We start from the raw sequence: 21,024 nt of genomic DNA, 5'->3' as shown, positions 1-21,024 counted from the left end.
GTCGTGCACAGCCGCCTGGCCGCCGAGCCGAAGCTGGCCAACCGACGCTACAAGCCACCCGATTCAGACGCTTTGCCACCAGCCCTCCAGGTTGTCGCTCACGCCAAGGAGGTCTCGCATCCAGACAGCTAGCGCTCCAGAAGATCCGGCCGGCGCTCGCGCGTGATCCGTTCCGATTCCTCCTGGCGCCAGCGCTCGATCAGGGCGTGGTTGCCGGAGAGCAGCACGTCCGGGATCGGCCGGCCCTCCCATTCGCGCGGCCGGGTGTAGTGCGGATATTCGAGGCGGTTCGATTCGAAGCTCTCCTCGGTGCCGGAGGCCTCCTTGCCCATGACGCCGGGCAGCAGCCGCACGCAGGCGTCGAGCACGATCATCGCGGCCATCTCGCCGCCGGAGAGCACGTAATCGCCGATGGAGACTTCCCTTAAGCCGCGGGCCTCGATCACGCGCTCGTCCACGCCCTCGAAGCGGCCGCACACGATGACGACGCCGGGGCCGGCCGCGAGGTCGCGGACATGGGATTGCGTCAGCGGCCGCCCACGCGGGCTCATGAGCAGCTTCGGGCGCGGATCGTCGGGCGGAATATTGGCGTCGATGGCGGCGGCCAGCACGTCGCAGCGGATCACCATGCCGGGACCGCCGCCCGCCGGCGTGTCGTCCACCGTGCGGTGGCGGCCGAGGCCGTGGTCGCGGATGTTCCTCGCCGCGAGCGACCACACGCCGCGCGCGAGCGCATCCCCCGACAGGGACATGCCCAGGGGGCCGGGGAACATGTCGGGATAGAGGGTCAGGACGGTGGCGGAAAAGCTCACGCCTCGTCCCCGGAGTCGGGCGCGGCTTTCGCCGGTTCGAACAGGTCGTCCGGCGGCACGGCCACGAGGCGCTTGGCCACGAGGTCCACAACCAGCACGAACGCCTTGGTGAAGGGCAGGAACGCGGTCGGGCCCGTCTGCGCGGGCGCGATTTCGAGGAGGTCGCCGCCGCCGTAATTGGGCACGTCGATCACGGTGCCGATGGTTTCGCCGGCTTCGGTCTGGACGGACAGCCCGATCAGGTCGGCGAGCAGGAATTCATCGTCCTCGTCGGGCGGCGGAAGCCTGTCGCGCTCGACGTAGAGGTGTACGCGGTTGAGCGCCTCGGCGGCCTCGCGCGTGGTCACGCGGTCGACCACCGCGATGAGAAGATCGGGTGCGCCGCCCGGGGCGGGCCGCACGGATTTGAGGGACAAGGATCGGCCGTCGGATGCGATGAGCGGCCTGTAGCCGGCGATCGCCTGCGGGTCACCCGTATGGGATTTTAGCCGCACCTCGCCCTTCAGGCCATGGGCGCGGCCGAACTCGCCCACGAGGACGAGATCGTCCCGAACGGGCGCCGTCCTGCTCTCCTCCCCCTTGTGGGGAGGAGTGGGAGGTGGGGGTGTCAGCGTACCCTTGAAGAGGTTTGCGCTGACACCCCCACCCCTGCCCCTCCCCACAAGGGGGAGGGGTGAGGCGGAGCGCTTTTTTTGGAAACGCTCGCGCTTTGACATGGCGCTTACGCAGCCTCGCCTTCGCCGGCGGCAGCCGCGGCGGCCTTCGCGTCCGCGCGCTCCTGGGCCTTCTTGCCCGGGACGGCCTTCTGCGGGTTGTTGCGGGCCGGACGCTTCAGGAGGCCGGCGGCGTCGAGGAAGCGCAGGACGCGGTCGGTCGGCTGGGCGCCCTTGGCGAGCCAAGCCTGGATCTTCTCGGTCTCGAGAACGACGCGGCCGGCATCGTCCTTCGGCTTCATCGGGTCGTAGGTGCCGACCTTCTCGATGAAGCGGCCATCGCGCGGGGAGCGCGAGTCGGCGACGACGATACGGTAGTAGGGACGCTTCTTCGCACCACCACGGGTGAGACGGATCTTCAGGGACATGGGAAACTCCTTTTGGTGTCCTGTGATCAAACTTCTTGCCTGTCATTCCCGCCCGGGCGGGAATGACGAAACCTATTTCTTCTTGCCGAACGGGAAGCCGCCGATGCCGGGCAGGCCCGGGATCTTGGCCCCGCCCAGGCCCGGCAGGCCGGGCACGCCCTTGGGCATGGGCGGAAGACCGCCGGCGCCGCCCGGGAAGTCGGGCAGCTTGCCGCCCATCTGCTTCTGCAGCGCCTCGATCTGCTCCGGCGTCGGCTGGGGCATGCCGCCACCGCCGAGGCCGAACATCTTGCCGAGCGCGCCCGCCATGCCCTTGCCCTTGCCGCCGCCCATCATCTTCATGACGTCGGCCATCTGGCGGTGCATCTTCAGCAGCTTGTTGATCTCCTCGACCTTGGCGCCGGCGCCGGCCGCGATGCGCTTCTTGCGCGAGGCCTTGAGGATGTCCGGGTTGCGGCGCTCGGCCGGGGTCATGGAATCGATGATGGCGCGCTGGCGCTTGATGATCCGGTCGTCGAGATTGGCGTTCTCGAGCTGCGACTTCATCTTGGCCACGCCGGGCAGCATGCCGAGCATGCCGTTCAGGCCGCCGATCTTCTCCATCTGGGCGAGCTGGTCGCGCAGATCCTCCAGGTCGAACTTGCCCTTGCGCATCTTCTCGGCCATGCGCTGGGCCTGCGCCTGGTCGAAGTTCTCGGCGGCCTTTTCGACCAGCGAGACGATGTCGCCCATGCCGAGGATGCGGTTGGCGACGCGCGAGGGGTGGAACTCCTCGAGCGCGTCGACCTTCTCGCCGGTGCCGATGAGCTTGATCGGCTTGCCGGTGACGGCGCGCATGGACAGGGCGGCGCCGCCGCGGGCATCGCCGTCCATTCTCGTGAGCACGATGCCGGTGACGCCGAGGCGGGTGTCGAAGGCCCGGGCGGTGTTGACCGCGTCCTGGCCGGTGAGCGCGTCGGCCACGAGGAGGACCTCGTGCGGGCCGGTGGCGGCGCGCACCTCGGCGGCCTCCACCATGAGGGCCTCGTCCACGGTCACGCGGCCGGCCGTGTCGAGCATCACCACGTCGTAGCCGCCGAGACGGGCCGCTTCCATGGCGCGGCGGGCGATCTGCACGGCCGATTGGCCGGCCACGATGGGCAGGGTGTCGACGCCCACCTGCTTGCCGAGCACGGCGAGCTGTTCCTGTGCCGCCGGGCGGCGGGTATCGAGGGACGCCATGAGCACGCGGCGGTTCTCGCGGTCCTTCAGGCGCCGGGCGATCTTGGCCGTGGTGGTCGTCTTGCCCGAACCCTGGAGACCGACCATGAGGATGCCGACGGGCGGAACCGCGTTCAAGTCGATGATTTCCGCGTCCGAGCCCAGCATCTCCACGAGCTGGTCATGGACGATCTTGACCACCTGCTGGCCCGGGGAGACGGACTTGACCACCTCGGCGCCGACCGCGCGGGAGCGCACCTTGTCGGTGAAGGAGCGCACCACCTCGAGGGCCACGTCGGCCTCGAGCAGGGCGCGGCGGACCTCACGCAGGGCCGCGTTGACGTCCTCCTCGGTGAGCGCGCCCCTGCGCGTCAGCGAGTCGAGGATGGTGGAAAGCTTCTCGGAAAGGCCTTCGAACATGATCACTCAATTCCTTTTGCGATGAGAGGTACATCGCTCTTCGCAAGGGCCTTTTCAAAGTGGTCGATCGCCGCCTTGAACTTGTCGCGGCAGCCGGGATTGCAGAAACCGACCACCTCGCCGCGGTAGAGGGTGAGCGAATCCGCCGCGATCGGCTTCCCCGACCACGGGCAGGTCTCGTTGACCGCGTCCTCGATGCGCAATGCGTCGTCCGACATCCGTTCATCCTCATGCGTCGCGATCCGGCTCGTCCGGTTGCGACGGCGCAAAGGAAACCCAAAGAGAAACGCGCCCGAGGGCGCATCGCGCTGTCGGACGTTGACCTCCAGCCTCGCGGGCTGGTCGGCGGCTCAAAGGGCTCGCTCTACAGATTTGCGGTCAGCCCCTAAGGGGAAAAGACCGAGAAGTCAAGGAAAAGGCAGACGATGGAGGATCTTGATGTCTCGACGGTCGCCGGCCGGGACGAGGCGAAGGCGTGCCCCCCGTCATCACCGGGCTCGTGCGGGTGATCTCGATCGTTCGAGGCGGCGCGCTCGTCCTGATCGGGATGGGCCCGGCTGCCCCCGCGGCTCGGACCCGCCTCGTCATCACCGGCCTCGTGCCGGTGATCTCGATGATTTGAGGCGCTGAGCCCTTCTAAGTCGGGATGGCCGGGACGAGCCCGGCCACCATGGGAGTGGGTGTTCCGGGAGAACGGGACCGAGCCCCTTGCCGATCCGGGCCGTCGTCCCCACGCTTAAAGCTTCACCGCAGACGATACCTCCATGAACCGCCGCACCCTTCTCAAAATCCTCGGGCTTCCCGTCGTGGCCGCAACCGGTGCGTTAAGCTGGATGACCGCCGCCCGGGCGACGAACCGCTACTATCAGGGGCCGGTCACCGATCATTTCGACGGGGTCCGGTTCTTCCTGGCCAACCAGCCGCAGGACAAGGGCTTTCTGGAGCTCGCGCGCTGGCAGCTCGGCGGCGGGCGCAAGGACTGGCCGGACAGCTTCCCGAGCCCCTTCTGGGACAAGCCCCCGGCCGAGGTGCGGGACCTGCGCTCGTCCCTGATCGGCCACGCCTCGTTCCTGATCCAGGTGGCGGGGCTCAACATCCTGACCGATCCGGTGTTCTCGGAGCGGGCGAGCCCGGTCTCCTTCGCGGGTCCCAAACGGGTCAACCCGCCCGGCATCGCCTTCGACGACCTGCCTCCGGTCCATGCGGTGCTGATTACCCACAACCACTACGACCATCTCGACACGGACACCCTCGGCCGCCTCTGGCAGCGGCACCGCCCGAAGGTGGTCGCGCCGCTCGGCAACGATGCGGTCATCCGGGCCGACCATCCGCAAATCCCCGTGGAGACGCGGGACTGGGGCGGGTCGGTCGATCTCGGCAACGGGGTCACGGCCCATCTCGAGCCCGCCTATCACTGGTCGGCGCGGGGCATCAACGACCGGCGCATGGCGCTCTGGTGCGCCTATGTGCTGACCACGCCGGCCGGCACGGTCTACCATATCGGCGATACCGGCTTCGGCGAGGGAGAAATCTTCCGCGCGGTCCGCGAGCGCTTCGGCCGGCCGCGGCTCGCCCATCTGCCGATCGGCGCCTATGAGCCGCGCTGGTTCATGGAGCCGCAGCACATGAACCCGGAGGATGCCGTGAAGGTGCTGCGGATCATCGAGGCCGAGCAGGCGCTGGGCCACCATTGGGGGACGTTCCGGCTCACCAACGAGGGGGTCGACGAGCCGCCGCAGGAACTGGCGGCGGCCCTCCGGGCGGCCGAAATCCCGGAGGCCCGGTTCAGGCCGTTGCGGCCGGGCGAGGCGTGGACCCCGTCAGCCTGAGGATCGCCGCTTCGAGGCCCTGCGGATCGTCGGCCAGACATGCGGCCCCGGCTTGCCGCAGCTCCTCCCGGAACCCGTAGCCCCAGGAGACCCCGATGGTCGCGATGCCGTTGGCTGCCGCGCCGATGACATCGTGCTTCCTGTCGCCGATCATGACGGCGCCGGCCGGGTCGAAGCGCTCCCGGTCGAGAATATGCCGGATGAGATCCCGCTTGTCCGCGTTGCGGTTGTCGGGCTCGGAGCCGTAGATCCCGGCGAAGAACCGCGACAGATCGAAATGCTCGAGGATCCGCTGCGCGAAGACCTGGAGCTTCGACGTCGCGACATGGAGGCGGACGCCCTTCTCCTCGAGGCTCCGGAGCAAGGCCGGGATGCCCGCATAGACCTCGTTCTCGAACAGCCCGACATCGCCGTAACGTTCACGATAGAAGCGAACCGCGTCCGGCACCTCCTCGGCCCCGCCCAAGAGCTCCGTGAAGCCCGAAACCAGCGGCGGGCCGATCATCCAGGTCAAGGCGCCCGCGTCCGGAACGGGGCGTCCGAGCCTTTCGAGGGCATACTGGACGGACCGGGTGATGCCCGCCTTCGGGTCGGTCAGGGTCCCGTCGAGATCGAAGAGCGCGATCATTCTTTGGGCTGAACGTAGATGTTCACCTCGAAATTGGTGTCCTGGGAATCGGTGAAGTCGCTCACGTATTCCTCGATGAACGCGTCCTTGGCGACGATCTCCTTGATGTCGAGATAGGCCGTGATCGTCTCGTAGGTGCCGTCGATCTCGTCATAGGCGTCCTTGTGCACGAAGCGGAAGGACTTGCCCTCCGGGGTCTTGCCGAACTTGATCTCGGGCGTGAGCTCGGTCTTGCCGTCCGGCACCCGGGCGATGGGCACCATCGCGTCGTACTTGAAGCCGTCGTCGTCGGTGTCGACGAAGATCGTCACCGGCCGGCCCGCCGGCGCGATCCCGGCCTTCTTCAGCTCACCGTCGATCTTGGCGAAAGCGTTCTTCAGGTTGGTGAAGGCGTCGTCCCAGGTGCTGGTGCCCGAGAGCACCACCGTGGGCTTGGACACGAGCACGCCCTCCTCCACGCCGGACGGATCGCTCGGATTCGGGAACAGGGTCGTGCGGCCCGCCTCCTGCGCGGGCGCAGGTGTGGCGGGTGCGGGAGCGGCCGGTGCGGGTGTGACCGGCGTCGGCGCGCCCTGCGCCTGCGGGGCGGCCGGAGCGGGAGAAGGGGCCGGAGCCGCAGGAGAGGCCGGCGTCTCGGCGGTGGCCGGGGGGCTTGCCGGCGGGGGCGTCTGCGCGAGGGCGACGCCTGAGCAAAGGGCGAAAACGAGGAGAAGACCTGAAGAGCGCAGCCGCATGTGAAGGACGCCTTACCCGCGAATCAAGAAGAGAGACGGTGCAGCACCATAGGGGTGTTTTGGTGCAGCGGCGAGGCCGTCCACGGGCTTCCATGGAGGACGGATTGCAGCAGGCCATCCTTTCATAAGCTGCACAAAAAATCCTCTGGCCGGGCGCCGCGATCCCTCTCGCAACGTCATCCCCAACGTCATCCCCTTGGCCTATGCTCGAGCTCCCGTCCGTCCCCGTCGAGGCTGCTCAGGAATGGAAGACTTTCTGATCTTTGCGCTGATCGGCTTCGGAGCGCAGCTCGTCGACGGGGCGCTGGGCATGGCGTTCGGGGTGCTCTCGACCACGAGCCTTCTGGCCTTCGGCGTGCCGCCCGCCACGGCCAGCGCCGTGACCCACGTGACCGAAATCTTCACCACGGCGGCCTCGGGCGCCTCGCACGTGCTCCACCGCAACGTGAACTGGCGCCTCGTGGCCCGCCTCGCGCCGGCCGGCATGCTCGGCGGAGCCGTCGGGGCCTTCATCCTGTCCAGCATCGACGCGAAGACGATCCAGCCCCTGGTGTCCGGTTATCTGATGGCCATCGGCCTTTACATTACGTTCAAGGCATTCCGTCCGCTCTGGCCCCGGGAGGTCCGGGACTGGATGGTGCCGTGGATCGGCGCCGGCGGCGGCCTGCTCGACGCCATGGGCGGCGGCGGATGGGGCCCGGTCGTCACGAGCTCGCTGATCGGGCGCGGCCATGCCCCGCGGCAGGTGATCGGCTCCGCCAACCTGACGGAGTTCCTCGTCACATCCGTGGTGTCGGCCACCTTCATCCTGAACCTGGGCTGGTCGGAGCTGAGTTCGGCCGCGGGTCTGATCGCCGGCGGGGTGCTGGCCGCCCCCTTGGGCGGCTTCGTGGTCAGCCGGGTGCCGACCCGGCCCCTGATGGTCGCGGTCGGCCTGCTCATCGTGGCGACCAGCATCCCCCGGATCGTGCAGGCATTTTAACGCACGCATCGGACCGGTCCCAAAAGGGCAAATCCACTTTCGGGTCCGATGCTTCAGACGATATTGCCGCAGACGCGCGCGACCCCTCTCGCGGTTTCGGGCGTTTTGAGCCATATACGCCCGCATGAACGCCCTTTCGAACAGCCGCTTCCTGAAAATGAACGGTCTCGGCAACGAGATCACCGTGCTCGACCTGCGCGGCTCCGCCCATCGCGTGAGCGCATCGGAAGCGCGCGCCATCGCGTCCGATCCGCGCTCCCGGTTCGACCAGCTGATGGTGCTGCACGATCCGGTGACGCCGGGCACCGACGCCTATATGCGCATCTACAACACGGACGGCTCGGAATCCGGCGCCTGCGGCAACGGCACCCGCTGCGTCGCCTGGGCGATGACGACCGATCCGGTCATGAGCCGCCCGGTCGCGGGCGACCTGGTGCTGGAAACCAAGGCCGGGCTGCTGCCGGTGGAGCGCGTCTCGGACACGGTCTTCACCGTCGACATGGGCCCGCCGCGCCTTGCCTGGAACGAGATTCCCCTGCGCGATCCCTACCCGGACACCCGCACGATCGCGATCGACACGGTCCTGCCCGAGGCGCCCGAGCTGCGGGCCCCCTCGGCGGTCGGCATGGGCAATCCGCACGCGGTCTTCTGGGTCGAGGACGCCCAGGCCTACGACCTTGCCGTCATCGGTCCGGTCTTCGAGCACGACCCGGCCTTCCCGGAGCGCGCCAACATCTCCTTCGCCCAGGTGACCAGCCCGGAGCACATCAGCTTACGGGTCTGGGAGCGGGGAGCGGGCGCCACCCGGGCCTGCGGATCCGCAGCCTGCGCGACCCTCGTGGCGGCGGCCCGCAAGGGGCTGACCGGCCGCAAGGCCGTGGTCGCGCTTCCCGGCGGCGACCTCGTCATCGAATGGCGGGAGAGCGACGGCCATGTCCTCATGACCGGTCCGACCGAACTGGAGCACGAGGGCACCCTCTCCCCGGCCCTGTTCGCCGAGGTGGCCTGATGGCGGTCGAGGTCGTCACTTTCGGCTGCCGGCTCAACACCTACGAGTCGGAGGCCATGCAGCGCCACGCGGAAGCGGCGGGCCTCGGCGAAGTGGTCATCGTCAACACCTGCGCGGTGACCGCCGAGGCGACCCGCCAGGCGCGCCAGTCGATCCGCAAGCTCGCCCGCGAGAAGCCGGACGCCCGCATCATCGTGACGGGCTGCGCCGCCCAGGTGGAGCCTGGAACCTTCGCGGCCATGCCGGAGGTCAGCCAGGTCGTCGGCAACCACGAGAAGATGAAGGCCGAGACCTGGGCCGGGATGCGTGACTTCGGCGTGGGCTCGAGCGAGAAGATTCTCGTCGACGACATCATGGCCGTGAAGGAAACGGCCGTTCACCTCATCGACGGCATGCGCGGACGCACGCGCGCCTTCGTGCAGGTGCAGAACGGCTGCGACCACCGCTGCACCTTCTGCATCATCCCCTACGGCCGCGGCAATTCGCGCTCCGTGCCCATGGGGGCCGTGGTGGAGCAGGTCAGGACCCTCGTGGAGCACGGCTCCCGCGAAGTGGTGCTCACCGGCGTCGACATCACGAGCTACGGCCGGGACCTCCCCGGTGAGCCGAAGCTCGGCACCCTGGTCAAGGGCCTGCTGCGCCACGTGCCGGAGCTGGAGCGCCTGCGCATCTCGTCGATCGATTCCGTGGAGGCGGACGAAGACCTCCTGGACGCGATCGCCGGCGAGAGCCGCCTGATGCCGCATCTTCATCTGTCACTTCAGGCCGGCGACGACATGGTGCTCAAGCGCATGAAGCGCCGCCATCTGCGACAGGACGCCATAGCGTTCTGCGAACAGGTGAAGCGCCTTCGCCCCGACATGGTCTTCGGCGCCGACATCATCGCGGGCTTCCCGACCGAGACCGAGGAGATGTTCTCGCGCTCCCTCGCCATCGTGGACGAATGCGACCTCACGCATCTCCACGTCTTCCCGTTCTCGCCCCGCCCCGGCACCCCGGCCGCGCGCATGCCGCAGGTGGCGCGCGACGTGGTGAAGGACCGGGCGCGGCGCCTGCGCGAAAAGGGCGAGGCCGCCCTGCTGAGGCATCTCGGCGGCGAGATCGGCGCGCGCCGCAACGTGCTGATCGAGACGAACCGGCTCGGCCGCACGGAAGGATTCACCCTGGTGCGCTTCGACCGGCCCGTGACGCCGGGCGAGATCGTCCCGACCACGATCGCCGGCCACGACGGCAAGGACCTGCTGGCGGCATAAGAGCTCGTTCGGGCGGATCGCCCGCGCGAGGCCGGCGACGACATGCGGCGGATCGTCAGGTCGGGCCGCCCCTGCCGTCCATCCTGATGCCGCAAGCCTCCACGCGCTCCCGCATATGCTCCGGCACCGGGGCTTCCACGAGGATCGGCGGTTTCTTCGGATAGAGCGGCACGGTGACGCTGCGGGCGTGCAGGTGCAGGCCCGGGCCGCCGAAGCGCGGGGCGGTGCCGTAGATGGGATCGCCGAGGATCGGGAAGTCCATGGCCGCGCAATGGACCCGCAGCTGGTGGGTCCGGCCGGTGATGGGGCGCAGCTCGAGCAGCACGAGGCCCTCGCCCCGCCCCAGCACCCGCCACCGGGTCAGGGAGGGCTGGCCCCTGGGGTCCACCTTCATCCACCAGCCGCGATCCGGCGATTTCGGCGCGAGCGCCAGGTCGATCTCGCCCTCCTCGGCCCGGGGACCGCCCTCGACCACGGCCCAATAGACCTTGTCGACCTCACCCTTGCGGAAAAGCTCGTTGAGGCGGGCGATGGCCTTGGGATGGCGGCCGAGCACGAGGCAGCCCGAGGTATCCTTGTCGAGGCGGTGCGCCGCCTCCGGGCGGCGCGGCAGACCGAAGCGGAGGGCGTCGAGGTGATGGAACAGGGTCTCGCCGCCCTTGGGGCCGGGATGCACCGGCAGGCCGGCGGGCTTGTCGATTACGAGCATCAGGGCATCGCGATACAGCAATCGGCTCACTATCTCTTCCGCATTCATGAGGCCTCGGCTAGAGCATCGGCGCCAAAAGTGGAACCCACTGTTAGAGTTTATCCGATGCTTACGCTGAATGCAGACGCATCGTTTGGTGCGGTCCCAGAGGGCCGCGCAAGCGAAAACCGTTTCCCACTTTTGTGCACGATGCGCTATCGAGGCGGCAGCGCTCAATCAAGCACAAGAATGAAAAGGCACAGCAGCACCCATGGCTGACACCAAGCCCGACAAGCCCGGATTCCTCTCCCGTCTGTTCGGGCGCAAGACCGAGACCCCGGCCGCCCCGCAGGCGGCGCCGGAGACGCCGCAGGCCGGAGGCCATCCCGAGACGATGCCCTCGCCGCCGGCCAACGCCGCGGACGACCTGACGTCCGCGCCCCCGACCGTGACCGAGGCTTCCCCCGATACGCCCGAAGACGCCAAGGCGGCGCCGGAACTGGCCGGTGCGGACCTCCAGCCCGTGGAGGGCCTCGATCCCGAGGGCACCAACCCGCAGGAGCCGCTGCCGCGCATCCTGACCGAAACGGGTCCCGAACTGCGCCCCGACATCACGGCCGCGGACCTGCCGGCGCCGGAACCGGCGCCCGCCGAGGTGCTGCCTGATCCGGTCCCCGATGCGGCGCCTGCGGCGGCGCGCGGCTGGTGGCAGCGCCTGACGGACGGCATGCGCCGCACCTCCTCGTCCCTGTCGGACAGCGTCACCGGCCTCTTCACCAAGCGCAAGCTCGACGACGCGACCCTTGAGGAGCTCGAGGACGCCCTGGTCCAGGCCGATCTCGGCGTCCCGGCCGCCATGCGGATCACCGCGGCGATCGCATCGGGCCGCTACAACAAGGAGATCTCCCCCCAGGAGGTGAAGGCGATTCTCGCCGGCGAGGTCGAGAAGGCGCTCCAGCCCGTGGCCCAGGCGCTCGCCATCGACCGGACGAAGAAACCCTTCGTCATTCTCATGATCGGCGTGAACGGAGCGGGCAAGACCACCACCATCGGCAAGCTGAGCCAGAAGTTCCGCCAGCAGGGCTTGAAGGTGATGCTCGCCGCCGGCGACACCTTCCGGGCCGCGGCCATCGAGCAGCTCAAGGTCTGGGGCGAACGGGTCGGCGCGCCGGTGCTCGCCCGGGCACAGGGCGCCGATGCGGCGGGCCTCGCCTATGACGCCCTGCAGGAGGCGAAGGCGAACGGCTCCGACGTGCTCCTCATCGACACGGCCGGCCGCCTGCAGAACAAGGCCGGGCTCATGGCCGAACTCGAGAAGATCGTGCGCGTGGTGAAGAAGTTCGACCCGACCGCGCCGCACGCCACCCTCCTGGTGCTCGATGCGACGGTGGGCCAGAACGCCATCAGCCAGGTCGAGCTGTTCCAGAAGGCCGCGGGCGTGACCGGCCTCGTCATGACCAAGCTCGACGGCACCGCCCGCGGCGGCATCCTGGTGGCGCTCGCCGAAAAATTCCGCCTCCCGGTCCACTTCATCGGCGTCGGAGAGGGCGTCGAGGACCTGGAGCCTTTCACCGCACGGGATTTCGCAAAAGCCATTGCCGGGTTAGAAGCAACCTCATGACCGACGACAAGCGCCTCCCTCCCCTGCTCAAGCTCGCCCTCGAACTCGGGCCGCTCGCCCTGTTCTTCCTCGGCAATGCCTACGGGGACCGGTTCGGCTTCCCGGAAGACCATCGCATTTTCGCCGCCACGGGGGTCTTCATCGTGGCGACCGTGATCGCGCTCGGCATCAGCTACGGGCTCACCCGCAAGCTGCCGATCATGCCGATGGTGTCCGGCATCGTCGTGGTGGTCTTCGGCGGGCTCACCCTGTTCCTGCAGGACGAGACCTTCATCAAGCTCAAGCCCACCATCGTGAACACCATGTTCGGGCTGGTGCTGCTCGGCGGCCTGTATTTCCGCAAGCCCCTGCTGCAGATCGTGCTCGACAGCGTGTTCGAGCTCGACGAGGAGGGCTGGCGTAAGCTGACGCTGCGCTGGGCCCTGTTCTTCTTCGCGCTCGCCGCGCTCAACGAGATCGTCTGGCGCACGCAGACCACAGATTTCTGGGTCAGCTTCAAGGTCTTCGGCATCATGCCGCTCACCATCGCGTTCGCCCTGGCGCAGACGCCGCTGTTGCTCAAGCACGAGGTCAAGAAGGCGGAGGAAGCTTAAGCAAATGCCACGTGATCACCGGCCCTGTGCCGGTGATCTCGATCGGAAGAACGCTGCGCTCAACACAAGCGGGATGGCCGGGAGGATTGGATGCGAGCCCTCACCCGGCCGGCTTCATCAGCACCATCTTGCGCGTCACGCCCGGCAGGGGTTCGCACGCGACCTCGGTCCAGAGGCCTTCCTCGCCCGCCGCCACGACCGTTTCCTGCGACGCCAGGAGCTCGCAACCGGCGCCCTTCGTCGCCTGCTCGATGCGGGACGCGATGTTGACGGTCTCGCCCACCACGGTGAATTCGAGCCGGCTCTCGTCGCCGACCACGCCGCAGAACACGTCGCCCGTATGGATGCCGATGCCGAGGCGCACGGGCGGGTTGAAGCCGCGCTTGGCGTTCCAGCGCTCGATCAGGGTGAGAAGCGTGCGCCCGCAGGCGAGCGCCCGGCCGGCATCGTCGTCGCGCGCGCCCGGCACGCCGAACAGGACGAGCGCCCCGTCGCCCGTGAACTTGTCGATGACGCCGCCGTGGCGGCTCGCGGCCCGGAGTACCCGCCGCCGGAACGACGTGATGAAGACCGCGAGCTGCGCCGGCTCCATGGTCTCGCCGAAGGTGGTCGAGGCGCGGATGTCGACGAAGAGCAGGGTGACGGGAATGCGCCGCCCCTGGCGCAGGGACGCGAAGGCCTGGTCGGTCAGGATCGGCGCGAGCTCGCGCGGCAGGTAGCGGGTCAGCGTCACCCGCAGGGTGGTCTCGCGCACGGCCCGCTCCAGCATCAGCCGTCCCTGGCGCGCCACCAGGATCAGGATCAGGGCGGCGGCAAAGACCATGACGAGGCGGACCAGGTTGGCCTGGGCGGAGAACACCCCGATGATCTCGGACAGGTCCTGCTGGCGCTCCGCCGGGCTCGTGTAGCCGCTGCCGAAGGCGAGGAGCGACAGGCCGATCACATAGATGGCCGCCACGAAGGCCTGGAGCCGCGGCTGGTAGTGGATCGCCGCCGCCGCCATGGTGATGGGCACCACCCAGGCGACCGGAAAGACCGAGAAGAGGCTGCCGGGGATCCCGAGGCCCCAATGGGTATAGGCCAGGTTGCCGAGAACCAGGCAGGCATCGAGGATGGCCGTGACGACCGGCAGCCTCTCGATGGCGATGCGCTTCGAGGCGAGCCAGGCTCCGGTCCAGCCGAGGGCTCCGAACAGCACCAGGGTCAGCTCCGCGGCCCAGACCTGCTTGAGCGCCATCGGGTTGGCGAGCTCGACGCTCGCCGTGGTGACCAGGACGGCCATGAGCAGCAGCCCGGCCGTGACCATGCGCGCGAGCCCGGCCCGCTGCAGCGCGCCCGTGTCGGCCTCGCGGATCAGCCGGTGCGTGGCATCGCTCAGCACCGGGGTCGTGCGGAGGGAGTGGATCAGGCCCAGGGCGGCGCGGATGCGGGATCGGGGGGTCACGGGCTTCTTTTTGCTCCCGAAGGGGTTGATCTTGCAGGCCGAGACGTGCCTCAACGCCGATGACCGAATGGTTACGCCGTCACGGCCTGCCGGGACGACCCGGCGGCATCCCCGCATCCCACAGGAATATAGGGACCATGAGCGAGACGTTCCAACCGATCATCCTCTACGTGGATGCGGATGCCTGCCCGGTGAAGCCCGAGATCTACCGGGTCGCCGGGCGCCATGGGGTGAAAGTCTTCGTGGTGTCGAACGCCTTCCTGCAGGTGCCCCAGGATCCGCTGATCGAGCGTGTCGTGGTCAGCGCCGGCTTCGACGCGGCCGACGACTGGATCGCCGAGCGGGCCGAGCGCGGCGCCATCGTGGTCACGGCCGACATCCCACTGGCGAGCCGCTGCGTCAAGGCGGGCGCCGAGGTGATCGGCCCGACCGGAAAACCCTTCACGGAAGCGTCGGTCGGCATGGCGCTCGCCACCCGCAACCTGATGGAGGACCTGCGCGCCATGGGGGAGGTCACGGGCGGTCCGAGGCCGTTTTCGCAGAAGGACCGCTCGGCCTTCCTGTCGGCCCTCGACGTGGCGATCAACCGGCTCAAGCGCGCGGGATTTGTGCCAGGCGCTGCTTGAAGGCCGAGAAATTCTCCGGCGTCAGAGGCCCGATATGCTTGTGGCGGATCGTACCGTCCGGCCCGACGATGAAGGTCTCGGGCACGCCGTAGACGCCCCAGTCGATGGAGGCGCGGCCGTTCGGATCGATCCCGACCGCGGCATAGGGGTTGCCGAGCGCGCCCAGGAAGCGGCGGGCGTTGTCCGGGTTGTCCTTCTGGTTGATGCCGACCACCCGGACCGACGGGTCCCGGGCCAGCTCCACCAGGAGCGGATGCTCCTGCCGGCAGGGCGCGCACCAGGACGCCCAGACGTTCACCACCGTGACCCGGCCCTTGAGGTCCCGGTTCGAGAAGCCCGGCACCGGCCGGCCGTCGGCCTGAAGGCCTTCGAGCGGCGCGAGATCGAAGATCGGGACCGGCTTGTCGATCAGCACTGAAGGAACCTCGGCCGGGTTGCGGCCGGAGATCAGCTGCACGCCGAACAGCACCACCAGGGCCACGAAGACGAGGCCGGGCAGCAGGAAGAGAAGGCGGGAGCGCGGGCGCTCGACAACGTCAGCCACGGCGGGACCTCCGGCCGATGCCGCGAGCCTCGAGCTCGGCCAGCGCGCGGACCTGGATGCGGTGGTCGATGACCGCGCGCAGGATCAGGCCGATCACCACGAGGGCCGTCAGGATGTAGGAGAACGCGATGAAGAACGTGTGCGACATGGGCGTCAGGCCGCCTGTGCGTCGAGGCGCTCGGCCTCGAGGATGGTGAGCGTGCGCACCCGGCGGCGCAGGATCTCGGTGCGCATGCCCGACAGGTGCAGGGCGATGCCCAGCAGGGTGAAGGCCGCGGCCATGACCAGGAGCGGCACGAGCATGGAGGCATGGATCGTCGGTCCGCCGAGGCGGAACACGGAGGCCGGCTGGTGCAGGGTGTTCCACCAGTCGACGGAGAACTTCACGATCGGCACGTTCACGGCCCCCACGAGGGTCAGGATCGACACCGCCCGGGCCGCCCGGTTCGGCTCCTCGATGGCGCGCCAGAGCGCGAGAATGCCGAGATAGATCAGCAGCATCACCAGCATGGAGGTCAGCCGCGCGTCCCATTGCCAATAGGTGCCCCACATGGGCTTGCCCCAGAGCGACCCGGTCACGAGGCAGATCAGCGTGAACGCCGCCCCGATCGGCGCGGCCGCCTTCTGGGACACGTCCGCCAGCGGATGGCGCCAGACCAGCGTGCCGAGCGCCGAGGACGCCATGATCATGTAGAAGAACAGGGACAGCCAGGCCGCCGGCACGTGGATGTACATGATCTTGACCGTCTCGCCCTGCTGATAGTCGGCGGGCGCCGTGAACCAGACCATGGAGAGCCCGGCCGCCATGAGAAGCGCCGCCAGACCGCCCACCCACGGCAGCAGCGTGCCGCTGAGGCTCATGAAGCGGGTCGGATTGGCAAGGTCTCGGATCATGGTGTCGATGTAGCGGTCCAGGGCTGCGCCTGCAACGGAGACATCGCCGCAAGCCGCATAACGTTTTCGCCAGAACGGGTTTTAGACGCGTCCAGACCTGCGGGGCATTCCGGAAATATGCGTAGAGGCTTGGCTTTATCGCTGCGCGGGAACGGACACCCTGTCACGTCATGGCCGGGCTTGTCCCGGCCATCCCGTTTGTCTGGAGCGCGGCGTTCTTTCGACCGGGACCACCGGCACGAGGCCGTGATGACGGGAGAGTGAAAGCTCGCCGCCCTTCATGGCCGCTCACGCCGACCTATAATCCCGCCTCGTCATTGCGGAGCGATCATGCGCCTTGGACCTTTCAGCCTGCTCGGCCTCGCCCTCGCTTTTCCTGCCGCCGCGCAGGAGATCAGCCTGCGTCTGCCGGTCGCCTGCGAGGTCGGACGCACCTGCTTCATCCAGCATTACGTGGATCGCGACCCCTCGCCGGGCGCCAGCGACTACCAGTGCGGCACCCTCACCTACGACACCCATGACGGGACCGACATCCGCGTGCCGACCATGGCGGCGCAGAAGGCCGGCATCGACGTGATCGCGGCCGCGGACGGCCGGGTGGCCAGCACCCGCGAGGGGGTTCCCGACGTCGCGGTGACCGCCGAGACCCGCGAGGCGATCAGCCGGATCGGCTGCGGCAACGCGGTGGTGATCGATCACGGCAACGGCTGGCGCACGGCCTATTGCCACATGGCGAAAGGCAGCGTCGCGGTGCGCTCGGGCCAGGAGGTGAAGGCCGGCGACAGGATCGGCCAGGTCGGGCTGTCGGGCCTGACCGAATTCCCGCATCTGCATTTCACCCTGCTCAAGGACGGCAAGCCGGTCGACCCCTTCGCGTATGGCGCGCCGGAGAAATCCTGCGGCGGCGGCACGTCGCTGTGGGAGGCCTCGCTTCAGCGCGCGCTCGCCTATCAGGGCGGCAGCGTCCTCAACAAGGGCTTCGCCCTGGGGCCGGTGACCATGGCGGCGATCGAATCGGGCGCCGTCGAGCAGGACACGCCCACGACCCGGTCTCCGGCGCTCGTGGCCTATGTGCGGGCCATCGGGCTGAAAGGCGGCGACGTCCAGACCCTCACCCTGTTCGATCCGGACGGCCAACCGGTCGCCCAGAACAAGGCGCCGCCCCTCGACCGCGACAAGGCGCAGTGGATGGCCTTTGCCGGCGTGAAGCAGCCGTCCGGCGGCTTCCGGCCGGGCCTCTACCGCGCCGTCTATCGGGTCGAGCGGGACGGCAAGGCCGCCATCGAGCAGGCCTTCGGGATCAGCCTTCGCCCGTAAGGCCGTTACGGTGGCCGACATGCACCGCCCGGCTGTCGGTCGGCGCCTCGGCGCGGTCGGTCAGGCCGTAATCGCGGATCACGGCCGCGACCCGCAGGCGGTAATCCCTGAAGGTGCCGGCGCGACCGGCCCCTTGGGTCGCCCGATGGGACGGCAGGTTGCGCCAGGCCCGCACCGCCTCCTCGTCGCGCCAGAACGACAGCGACAGCATCTTGCCCGGTTCGGTCAGGCTCTGGAAGCGCTCGACCGAGATGAAGCCGTCCATGGCGGCGAGGTCGGAGCGCAGGGCGGCCGCGAGGCCGAGATAGTCCCGCCTGCCTGCGTCCCCGTCCGGCCAGACTTCGAAGATGACCGCGATCATGGTCTGATCAACTCCGCGTGAGGGGCCGAGGCCAACCGGAGGAAGATCCGGTCTTCCCGGCGGATGAACTGTTCCCGTTGGGCGAATTCATAATTCGCCCGTCCCATGGGATCATCGCGCAGGCGTTCGCGATAGGCCTCGTATTCGGCGAGGTTCCGAACCGTGTAGACCCCGTAGGCGGTGGTGGCGGAGCCCTCGTGCGGGGCGTAATAGCCGATGAGGTCCGCGCCGCAGCGGGGAATCGCCTGGCCCCAGTTGCGGGCGTATTCCTCGAAGGCTTCCCTCTTGAAGGGATCGATCTCGTAGCGGATGAAGCAGGTGATCATCGTTCAAACATCCTGTTGTCGAAGACCCCTCCTTCTTAGACGATTGATCGACGTCGATGGTTCGGCTATGATCGAAGTATGAAAGAAGGACCCATCATCGCGTCCGTGGCCGCGCTCCTGGGCGATCCGGCCCGGGCCAACATCCTCACCGCCCTCATGGACGGGCGGGCCTTGACCGTGAGCGAGCTCGCGCAGGCCGCCGGCGTCACCCTCCAGACCGCCAGCGGCCATCTCGCCAAGCTCGACGCGGCCAACCTGCTGGTCGCCGAAAAGCAGGGGCGCCACCGCTATTTCCGGCTCTCGGGGCCGGATGTGGCGCAGGTCCTGGAGGCCCTGATGGGCCTGGCTCAGCGCACGGGAGCGACCCGGGTCCGCACCGGCCCCAAGGATGCGGCCCTGCGCTCGGCCCGGATCTGCTACGACCATCTCGCTGGCGAGCGCGGCGTCGCGCTGCTGAACGGGGCGCAGCGGCAGGGCCTGCTCGCGGGCGGGCAGGATCTCGCGCTCACGGACAAGGGCCGCGTCGTCTTCACGGAATTCGGCATCGATCTGACGAGGCTGGAAAAGGGCCGCCGCCCCGTGTGCCGTGCCTGCCTCGACTGGAGCGAGCGGCACAGTCATCTCGGGGGCGCCCTGGGCGCGGCGATCCTCGACCGGCTGATCGAGAAGCAATGGGTCCGGCGCGACGCGGGCCGCGTCCTCACCTTCACCTGCGAGGGCGCAGAAGGGTTCGACGCCACGTTCGGGCGGGTCCCTGACGAGGACACCCGCGCCGCCTGACGCTCAGGAGAGCCGGTACGACCCGACCTCGTCGAATCCGAGGGAGCGGTAGAGCCGCAGAGCCCCGGAGGGGTTGTCGGCATCGACCTTGAGATCGACGAAGCTGGCGCCCCGCTCCCGCAGGATCCGGAAGACCTGTCGCAGCAGGGCCGAACCCAGGCCCTGCCGGCGCGTGGCCGGCGCGACCGCGAGATCCTTCACGAATGCGCTCGTCCAGCACTGCGCCACGCCGACGACCTCGTCCCGCCCGTCCACCGCGATGACGACCAGGGCCGGATCGTATTCCGGATCGTGCCGCAGACTGGGCCACCAGATCGTGAAGGGCTCCACATAGCCGCCGCCGCGGGAATAGGCCTCCCCGAGAAGCGCATGAACCTGCTCCGCATGACGGTCCGGCTCGAACGGGACCGGCCGGATCCCGGCCGGCCAGACGGGGGCCGGCACGGGCCCGGTGAGCAGACGGCGCATTCGGACAATGAGACGGCCTCCCATCGGCTTGCCTACTCCCCCGAGCGCAGGGCGGCCGCCGCCCCGACCGTGCCGACGACGGCCGCGATCAGCGACAGGGCAATCAGGATCAGGAACGGGGTCGCGAAGGGAATCGTCCCGCCCAGGGCCGCATTGGCTGCCGAGACGCCGAAGATCAGGGTCGGAATCATGAAGGGCAGGACCAGGATCGCCAGGATCAGGCCGCCGCGCCGCAGCGAGGCGGTGAGCGCCGCGCCCACCGCCCCGATGAAGGTGAGCGCTGGCGTGCCCACCAGCAGGGTCGCCACCATGGCGAGCATGCCCTCGGGCGAGAGCGCGACCAGGAGACCGAGGAAGGGGGCGGCAACCGCCAGCGGCAGGCCGGTGACGAGCCAGTAGGCCACGACCTTCGCCAGCACGACCACCTCCAGGGGCGCGTGCGACAGGCGCAGGAGATCAAGGGACCCATCCTCCTGGTCGGCCTGGAACAGCCGGTCGAGGCCGATCAGGGTGGCCAGCAGGGCGGCGATCCACAGGATCGCCGGGCCGATGCGCGAGAGCAGGTTGAGATCGGGCCCGAGCGCGAAGGGGATGAGCGTCACGATCATCAGGAAGAAGATCAGCCCCATGACGCCCGACCCGCCCACGCGGGCGGCGAGTTTCAGATCGCGGACCAGGAGAGCGCGGAACGAGCGAATCATGCGGGCTCTTCCTCGGGCTCTCCCTCGAGGCGCGTGGGCCTGCGCTCGATCCGGATCTCCTTGGCATCCGCCAGGAACAAGGGTGAATGGGTCGTGGCCGCGATCATGCCCCCGCCCTCCCGGTGACGTTCCAGGAGCAGGCGCAGGATGTCCTGGGAGGCGGTGTCGAGGGCCGAGGTCGGCTCGTCGAGAAGCCAGACGGGCCTGTGCGCCACCAGGAGGCGGGCGAGCGCCACCCGTCGGCGCTGCCCGGCCGAGAGATAGGCCACCGGCAGGCGGGCCGCATGGGCGAGGCCCACGGCCTCCAGGGCCTCGGAGGGCGTCATCGCGGGGCTGCCGAGAAAGTCGCGGGCGAAGGCGAGGTTCTCCTCGGCCGTGAGCGCGGCCTTGAGGGCGTCGCGGTGGCCGACGTAATGCAGGCATTCGGCCAAGGTCCGCTCGCCCGCCTCCTCGAGGAGAATCACCCCGGCGGCGGGACGCAGGCGGCCGGCCAGGATCTCGAGGAGCGAGGACTTGCCGGCCCCGTTGCGGCCGGTGATCACCAGGGCCTCGCCGGCCCGCAGGGTGAACGAGACGCCTGCGAAGATCCGGCGCTCCCCCCGCTCGCAGGCCAAATTGTTAACGCTCAGACGCAAACCCGACGACCCCTGCCCTGATTGCACCCCGGAATGGTTCTAAACCGTGTAGCGGGATGGTTCGAAATGATCTATAGC

27 protein-coding genes and 1 pseudogene are annotated in these 21,024 nt (G+C 68.8%); 11 read left to right on the top strand and 17 right to left on the bottom strand.

From position 1 onward, the window contains the following. Window positions 1-132: pseudogene (locus tag NF876_RS43860) on the top strand (IS481 family transposase); the annotation flags it as partial. Here NF876_RS43860 and trmD read toward each other — a convergent pair. From trmD to NF876_RS27145, 5 genes are all read right to left on the bottom strand, one after another. Next, window positions 129-812, bottom strand: a complete 684-nt coding sequence (gene trmD, locus NF876_RS27165; RefSeq protein ID WP_262271478.1) for a tRNA (guanosine(37)-N1)-methyltransferase TrmD — start codon at window positions 810-812, stop codon at window positions 129-131. The pseudogene NF876_RS43860 and the gene trmD sit on opposite strands and share 4 nt — an antisense overlap. Further along, on the bottom strand, window positions 809-1,528 hold the full coding sequence (gene rimM, locus NF876_RS27160; RefSeq protein ID WP_373696725.1) for a ribosome maturation factor RimM: 720 nt from the start codon (window positions 1,526-1,528) through the stop codon (window positions 809-811). Before rimM ends, trmD begins: the two co-directional genes overlap by 4 nt. Before the next feature lie 5 nt (window positions 1,529-1,533). Continuing rightward, window positions 1,534-1,893, bottom strand: a complete 360-nt coding sequence (gene rpsP / locus NF876_RS27155) for a 30S ribosomal protein S16 (RefSeq protein ID WP_183453851.1) — start codon at window positions 1,891-1,893, stop codon at window positions 1,534-1,536. A gap of 72 nt (window positions 1,894-1,965) precedes the next feature. Beyond that, a complete protein-coding gene (gene ffh / locus NF876_RS27150) occupies window positions 1,966-3,513 on the bottom strand; it encodes a signal recognition particle protein (protein WP_262271477.1) in 1,548 nt (515 codons plus the stop codon). Between the two features lie 2 nt (window positions 3,514-3,515). After that, complete coding sequence (locus NF876_RS27145) at window positions 3,516-3,731, bottom strand: eL24 family ribosomal protein (RefSeq protein WP_173947754.1); 216 nt, start codon at window positions 3,729-3,731, stop codon at window positions 3,516-3,518. A 257-nt stretch (window positions 3,732-3,988) separates the two neighbouring features. On the opposite strand from NF876_RS27145, the gene NF876_RS27140 reads away from it, so the two are divergent. Together NF876_RS27140 and NF876_RS27135 are read left to right on the top strand one after the other, a co-directional pair. Next, window positions 3,989-4,135: a hypothetical protein gene (locus NF876_RS27140; protein ID WP_262271476.1), complete on the top strand. Its 147-nt coding sequence runs from the start codon at window positions 3,989-3,991 to the stop codon at window positions 4,133-4,135. A gap of 142 nt (window positions 4,136-4,277) precedes the next feature. Beyond that, window positions 4,278-5,342 carry an MBL fold metallo-hydrolase gene (locus NF876_RS27135; RefSeq protein WP_373696724.1) on the top strand — a complete coding sequence of 355 codons (1,065 nt, stop codon included), beginning with the start codon at window positions 4,278-4,280 and terminating at the stop codon, window positions 5,340-5,342. Here NF876_RS27135 and NF876_RS27130 read toward each other — a convergent pair. Both NF876_RS27130 and NF876_RS27125 read right to left on the bottom strand, forming a co-directional pair. Then, window positions 5,299-5,970 (bottom strand): HAD family hydrolase, encoded by a 672-nt coding sequence (locus NF876_RS27130; RefSeq protein ID WP_262271475.1) that lies wholly within the window; start codon window positions 5,968-5,970, stop codon window positions 5,299-5,301. The genes NF876_RS27135 and NF876_RS27130 overlap by 44 nt on opposite strands. Then, the gene (locus NF876_RS27125; RefSeq protein WP_262271474.1) at window positions 5,967-6,704 is read right to left on the bottom strand and encodes a GyrI-like domain-containing protein; all 738 of its coding nucleotides are present in this window, start codon (window positions 6,702-6,704) and stop codon (window positions 5,967-5,969) included. The genes NF876_RS27130 and NF876_RS27125 overlap by 4 nt, the downstream gene beginning before the upstream one ends. Window positions 6,705-6,948: 244 nt before the next feature. On the opposite strand from NF876_RS27125, the gene NF876_RS27120 reads away from it, so the two are divergent. From NF876_RS27120 to mtaB, 3 genes are all read left to right on the top strand, one after another. Next, window positions 6,949-7,686, top strand: a complete 738-nt coding sequence (locus tag NF876_RS27120) for a sulfite exporter TauE/SafE family protein (RefSeq protein ID WP_262271473.1) — start codon at window positions 6,949-6,951, stop codon at window positions 7,684-7,686. A 124-nt stretch (window positions 7,687-7,810) separates the two neighbouring features. Continuing rightward, the gene (gene dapF / locus NF876_RS27115; protein WP_262271472.1) at window positions 7,811-8,695 is read left to right on the top strand and encodes a diaminopimelate epimerase; all 885 of its coding nucleotides are present in this window, start codon (window positions 7,811-7,813) and stop codon (window positions 8,693-8,695) included. Then, window positions 8,695-9,948 (top strand): tRNA (N(6)-L-threonylcarbamoyladenosine(37)-C(2))-methylthiotransferase MtaB, encoded by a 1,254-nt coding sequence (gene mtaB / locus NF876_RS27110; protein WP_262271471.1) that lies wholly within the window; start codon window positions 8,695-8,697, stop codon window positions 9,946-9,948. Before dapF ends, mtaB begins: the two co-directional genes overlap by 1 nt. 55 nt (window positions 9,949-10,003) lie before the next feature. Here the strand turns inward: mtaB and NF876_RS27105 are convergent, their stop codons facing one another. After that, a complete protein-coding gene (locus tag NF876_RS27105; RefSeq protein WP_262271470.1) occupies window positions 10,004-10,705 on the bottom strand; it encodes an RluA family pseudouridine synthase in 702 nt (233 codons plus the stop codon). 202 nt (window positions 10,706-10,907) lie between these two features. On the opposite strand from NF876_RS27105, the gene ftsY reads away from it, so the two are divergent. Both ftsY and NF876_RS27095 read left to right on the top strand, forming a co-directional pair. Further along, complete coding sequence (gene ftsY, locus NF876_RS27100; RefSeq protein ID WP_262271469.1) at window positions 10,908-12,257, top strand: signal recognition particle-docking protein FtsY; 1,350 nt, start codon at window positions 10,908-10,910, stop codon at window positions 12,255-12,257. Then, the gene (locus NF876_RS27095) at window positions 12,254-12,850 is read left to right on the top strand and encodes a septation protein A (protein WP_262271468.1); all 597 of its coding nucleotides are present in this window, start codon (window positions 12,254-12,256) and stop codon (window positions 12,848-12,850) included. The genes ftsY and NF876_RS27095 overlap by 4 nt, the downstream gene beginning before the upstream one ends. A gap of 100 nt (window positions 12,851-12,950) precedes the next feature. Here the strand turns inward: NF876_RS27095 and NF876_RS27090 are convergent, their stop codons facing one another. Then, the gene (locus NF876_RS27090; protein ID WP_262271467.1) at window positions 12,951-14,294 is read right to left on the bottom strand and encodes an adenylate/guanylate cyclase domain-containing protein; all 1,344 of its coding nucleotides are present in this window, start codon (window positions 14,292-14,294) and stop codon (window positions 12,951-12,953) included. Window positions 14,295-14,431: 137 nt separating this feature from the next. Between NF876_RS27090 and NF876_RS27085 the strand changes: the two genes are divergently transcribed. Then, window positions 14,432-14,920, top strand: a complete 489-nt coding sequence (locus NF876_RS27085) for a YaiI/YqxD family protein (RefSeq protein WP_262271466.1) — start codon at window positions 14,432-14,434, stop codon at window positions 14,918-14,920. On the opposite strand, the gene NF876_RS27080 is transcribed toward NF876_RS27085, so the two are convergent. From NF876_RS27080 to NF876_RS27070, 3 genes are read right to left on the bottom strand one after another with little or no spacing between them, the layout of a single operon-like run. After that, a complete protein-coding gene (locus tag NF876_RS27080; protein ID WP_262271465.1) occupies window positions 14,886-15,464 on the bottom strand; it encodes a DsbE family thiol:disulfide interchange protein in 579 nt (192 codons plus the stop codon). The genes NF876_RS27085 and NF876_RS27080 overlap by 35 nt on opposite strands. Continuing rightward, window positions 15,457-15,612, bottom strand: a complete 156-nt coding sequence (ccmD, locus tag NF876_RS27075; protein ID WP_210810955.1) for a heme exporter protein CcmD — start codon at window positions 15,610-15,612, stop codon at window positions 15,457-15,459. Before ccmD ends, NF876_RS27080 begins: the two co-directional genes overlap by 8 nt. Before the next feature lie 5 nt (window positions 15,613-15,617). Continuing rightward, a complete protein-coding gene (locus tag NF876_RS27070) occupies window positions 15,618-16,358 on the bottom strand; it encodes a heme ABC transporter permease (RefSeq protein WP_262271464.1) in 741 nt (246 codons plus the stop codon). Between the two features lie 330 nt (window positions 16,359-16,688). On the opposite strand from NF876_RS27070, the gene NF876_RS27065 reads away from it, so the two are divergent. Continuing rightward, a complete protein-coding gene (locus NF876_RS27065; protein ID WP_262271463.1) occupies window positions 16,689-17,675 on the top strand; it encodes a M23 family metallopeptidase in 987 nt (328 codons plus the stop codon). On the opposite strand, the gene NF876_RS27060 is transcribed toward NF876_RS27065, so the two are convergent. Both NF876_RS27060 and NF876_RS27055 read right to left on the bottom strand, forming a co-directional pair. Beyond that, window positions 17,659-18,036, bottom strand: coding sequence for an antibiotic biosynthesis monooxygenase family protein (locus NF876_RS27060; protein ID WP_262271462.1), 378 nt, complete (start codon window positions 18,034-18,036; stop codon window positions 17,659-17,661). The genes NF876_RS27065 and NF876_RS27060 overlap by 17 nt on opposite strands. Beyond that, on the bottom strand, window positions 18,033-18,362 hold the full coding sequence (locus tag NF876_RS27055) for an NIPSNAP family protein (RefSeq protein ID WP_262271461.1): 330 nt from the start codon (window positions 18,360-18,362) through the stop codon (window positions 18,033-18,035). The genes NF876_RS27060 and NF876_RS27055 overlap by 4 nt, the downstream gene beginning before the upstream one ends. A gap of 78 nt (window positions 18,363-18,440) precedes the next feature. Between NF876_RS27055 and NF876_RS27050 the strand changes: the two genes are divergently transcribed. After that, the gene (locus NF876_RS27050) at window positions 18,441-19,142 is read left to right on the top strand and encodes an ArsR/SmtB family transcription factor (protein WP_262271460.1); all 702 of its coding nucleotides are present in this window, start codon (window positions 18,441-18,443) and stop codon (window positions 19,140-19,142) included. 3 nt (window positions 19,143-19,145) lie between these two features. Here the strand turns inward: NF876_RS27050 and NF876_RS27045 are convergent, their stop codons facing one another. From NF876_RS27045 to ccmA, 3 genes are read right to left on the bottom strand one after another with little or no spacing between them, the layout of a single operon-like run. Continuing rightward, the gene (locus tag NF876_RS27045) at window positions 19,146-19,634 is read right to left on the bottom strand and encodes a GNAT family N-acetyltransferase (protein WP_262271459.1); all 489 of its coding nucleotides are present in this window, start codon (window positions 19,632-19,634) and stop codon (window positions 19,146-19,148) included. A gap of 8 nt (window positions 19,635-19,642) precedes the next feature. Continuing rightward, window positions 19,643-20,311, bottom strand: coding sequence for a heme exporter protein CcmB (ccmB, locus tag NF876_RS27040; protein ID WP_262271458.1), 669 nt, complete (start codon window positions 20,309-20,311; stop codon window positions 19,643-19,645). After that, complete coding sequence (gene ccmA, locus NF876_RS27035; protein WP_262271457.1) at window positions 20,308-20,946, bottom strand: heme ABC exporter ATP-binding protein CcmA; 639 nt, start codon at window positions 20,944-20,946, stop codon at window positions 20,308-20,310. Before ccmA ends, ccmB begins: the two co-directional genes overlap by 4 nt. Window positions 20,947-21,024 lie beyond the last annotated feature (78 nt).

Source organism: Microvirga yunnanensis, from assembly GCF_025460875.1.
The sequence above is the reverse complement of the archived record's forward strand: the minus strand, read 5'-3'. Positions and strand labels throughout refer to the sequence as shown.

What these genes read in the sequence shown, in the direction of transcription:
- rimM (WP_373696725.1), bottom strand. Translation starts at nt 1,528, where the DNA reads ATGTCAAAGCGCGAGCGTTTCCAAAAAAAGCGCTCCGCCTCACCCCTC.
- rpsP (WP_183453851.1), bottom strand. Translation starts at nt 1,893, where the DNA reads ATGTCCCTGAAGATCCGTCTCACCCGTGGTGGTGCGAAGAAGCGTCCC.
- ffh (WP_262271477.1), bottom strand. Translation starts at nt 3,513, where the DNA reads ATGTTCGAAGGCCTTTCCGAGAAGCTTTCCACCATCCTCGACTCGCTG.
- NF876_RS27145 (WP_173947754.1), bottom strand. Translation starts at nt 3,731, where the DNA reads ATGTCGGACGACGCATTGCGCATCGAGGACGCGGTCAACGAGACCTGC.
- NF876_RS27135 (WP_373696724.1), top strand. Translation starts at nt 4,278, where the DNA reads ATGAACCGCCGCACCCTTCTCAAAATCCTCGGGCTTCCCGTCGTGGCC.
- NF876_RS27130 (WP_262271475.1), bottom strand. Translation starts at nt 5,970, where the DNA reads ATGATCGCGCTCTTCGATCTCGACGGGACCCTGACCGACCCGAAGGCG.
- NF876_RS27125 (WP_262271474.1), bottom strand. Translation starts at nt 6,704, where the DNA reads ATGCGGCTGCGCTCTTCAGGTCTTCTCCTCGTTTTCGCCCTTTGCTCA.
- NF876_RS27120 (WP_262271473.1), top strand. Translation starts at nt 6,949, where the DNA reads ATGGAAGACTTTCTGATCTTTGCGCTGATCGGCTTCGGAGCGCAGCTC.
- dapF (WP_262271472.1), top strand. Translation starts at nt 7,811, where the DNA reads ATGAACGCCCTTTCGAACAGCCGCTTCCTGAAAATGAACGGTCTCGGC.
- mtaB (WP_262271471.1), top strand. Translation starts at nt 8,695, where the DNA reads ATGGCGGTCGAGGTCGTCACTTTCGGCTGCCGGCTCAACACCTACGAG.
- NF876_RS27105 (WP_262271470.1), bottom strand. Translation starts at nt 10,705, where the DNA reads ATGAATGCGGAAGAGATAGTGAGCCGATTGCTGTATCGCGATGCCCTG.
- ftsY (WP_262271469.1), top strand. Translation starts at nt 10,908, where the DNA reads ATGGCTGACACCAAGCCCGACAAGCCCGGATTCCTCTCCCGTCTGTTC.
- NF876_RS27095 (WP_262271468.1), top strand. Translation starts at nt 12,254, where the DNA reads ATGACCGACGACAAGCGCCTCCCTCCCCTGCTCAAGCTCGCCCTCGAA.
- NF876_RS27085 (WP_262271466.1), top strand. Translation starts at nt 14,432, where the DNA reads ATGAGCGAGACGTTCCAACCGATCATCCTCTACGTGGATGCGGATGCC.
- ccmD (WP_210810955.1), bottom strand. Translation starts at nt 15,612, where the DNA reads ATGTCGCACACGTTCTTCATCGCGTTCTCCTACATCCTGACGGCCCTC.
- NF876_RS27070 (WP_262271464.1), bottom strand. Translation starts at nt 16,358, where the DNA reads ATGATCCGAGACCTTGCCAATCCGACCCGCTTCATGAGCCTCAGCGGC.
- NF876_RS27065 (WP_262271463.1), top strand. Translation starts at nt 16,689, where the DNA reads ATGCGCCTTGGACCTTTCAGCCTGCTCGGCCTCGCCCTCGCTTTTCCT.
- NF876_RS27060 (WP_262271462.1), bottom strand. Translation starts at nt 18,036, where the DNA reads ATGATCGCGGTCATCTTCGAAGTCTGGCCGGACGGGGACGCAGGCAGG.
- NF876_RS27055 (WP_262271461.1), bottom strand. Translation starts at nt 18,362, where the DNA reads ATGATCACCTGCTTCATCCGCTACGAGATCGATCCCTTCAAGAGGGAA.
- NF876_RS27050 (WP_262271460.1), top strand. Translation starts at nt 18,441, where the DNA reads ATGAAAGAAGGACCCATCATCGCGTCCGTGGCCGCGCTCCTGGGCGAT.
- NF876_RS27045 (WP_262271459.1), bottom strand. Translation starts at nt 19,634, where the DNA reads ATGGGAGGCCGTCTCATTGTCCGAATGCGCCGTCTGCTCACCGGGCCC.
- ccmB (WP_262271458.1), bottom strand. Translation starts at nt 20,311, where the DNA reads ATGATTCGCTCGTTCCGCGCTCTCCTGGTCCGCGATCTGAAACTCGCC.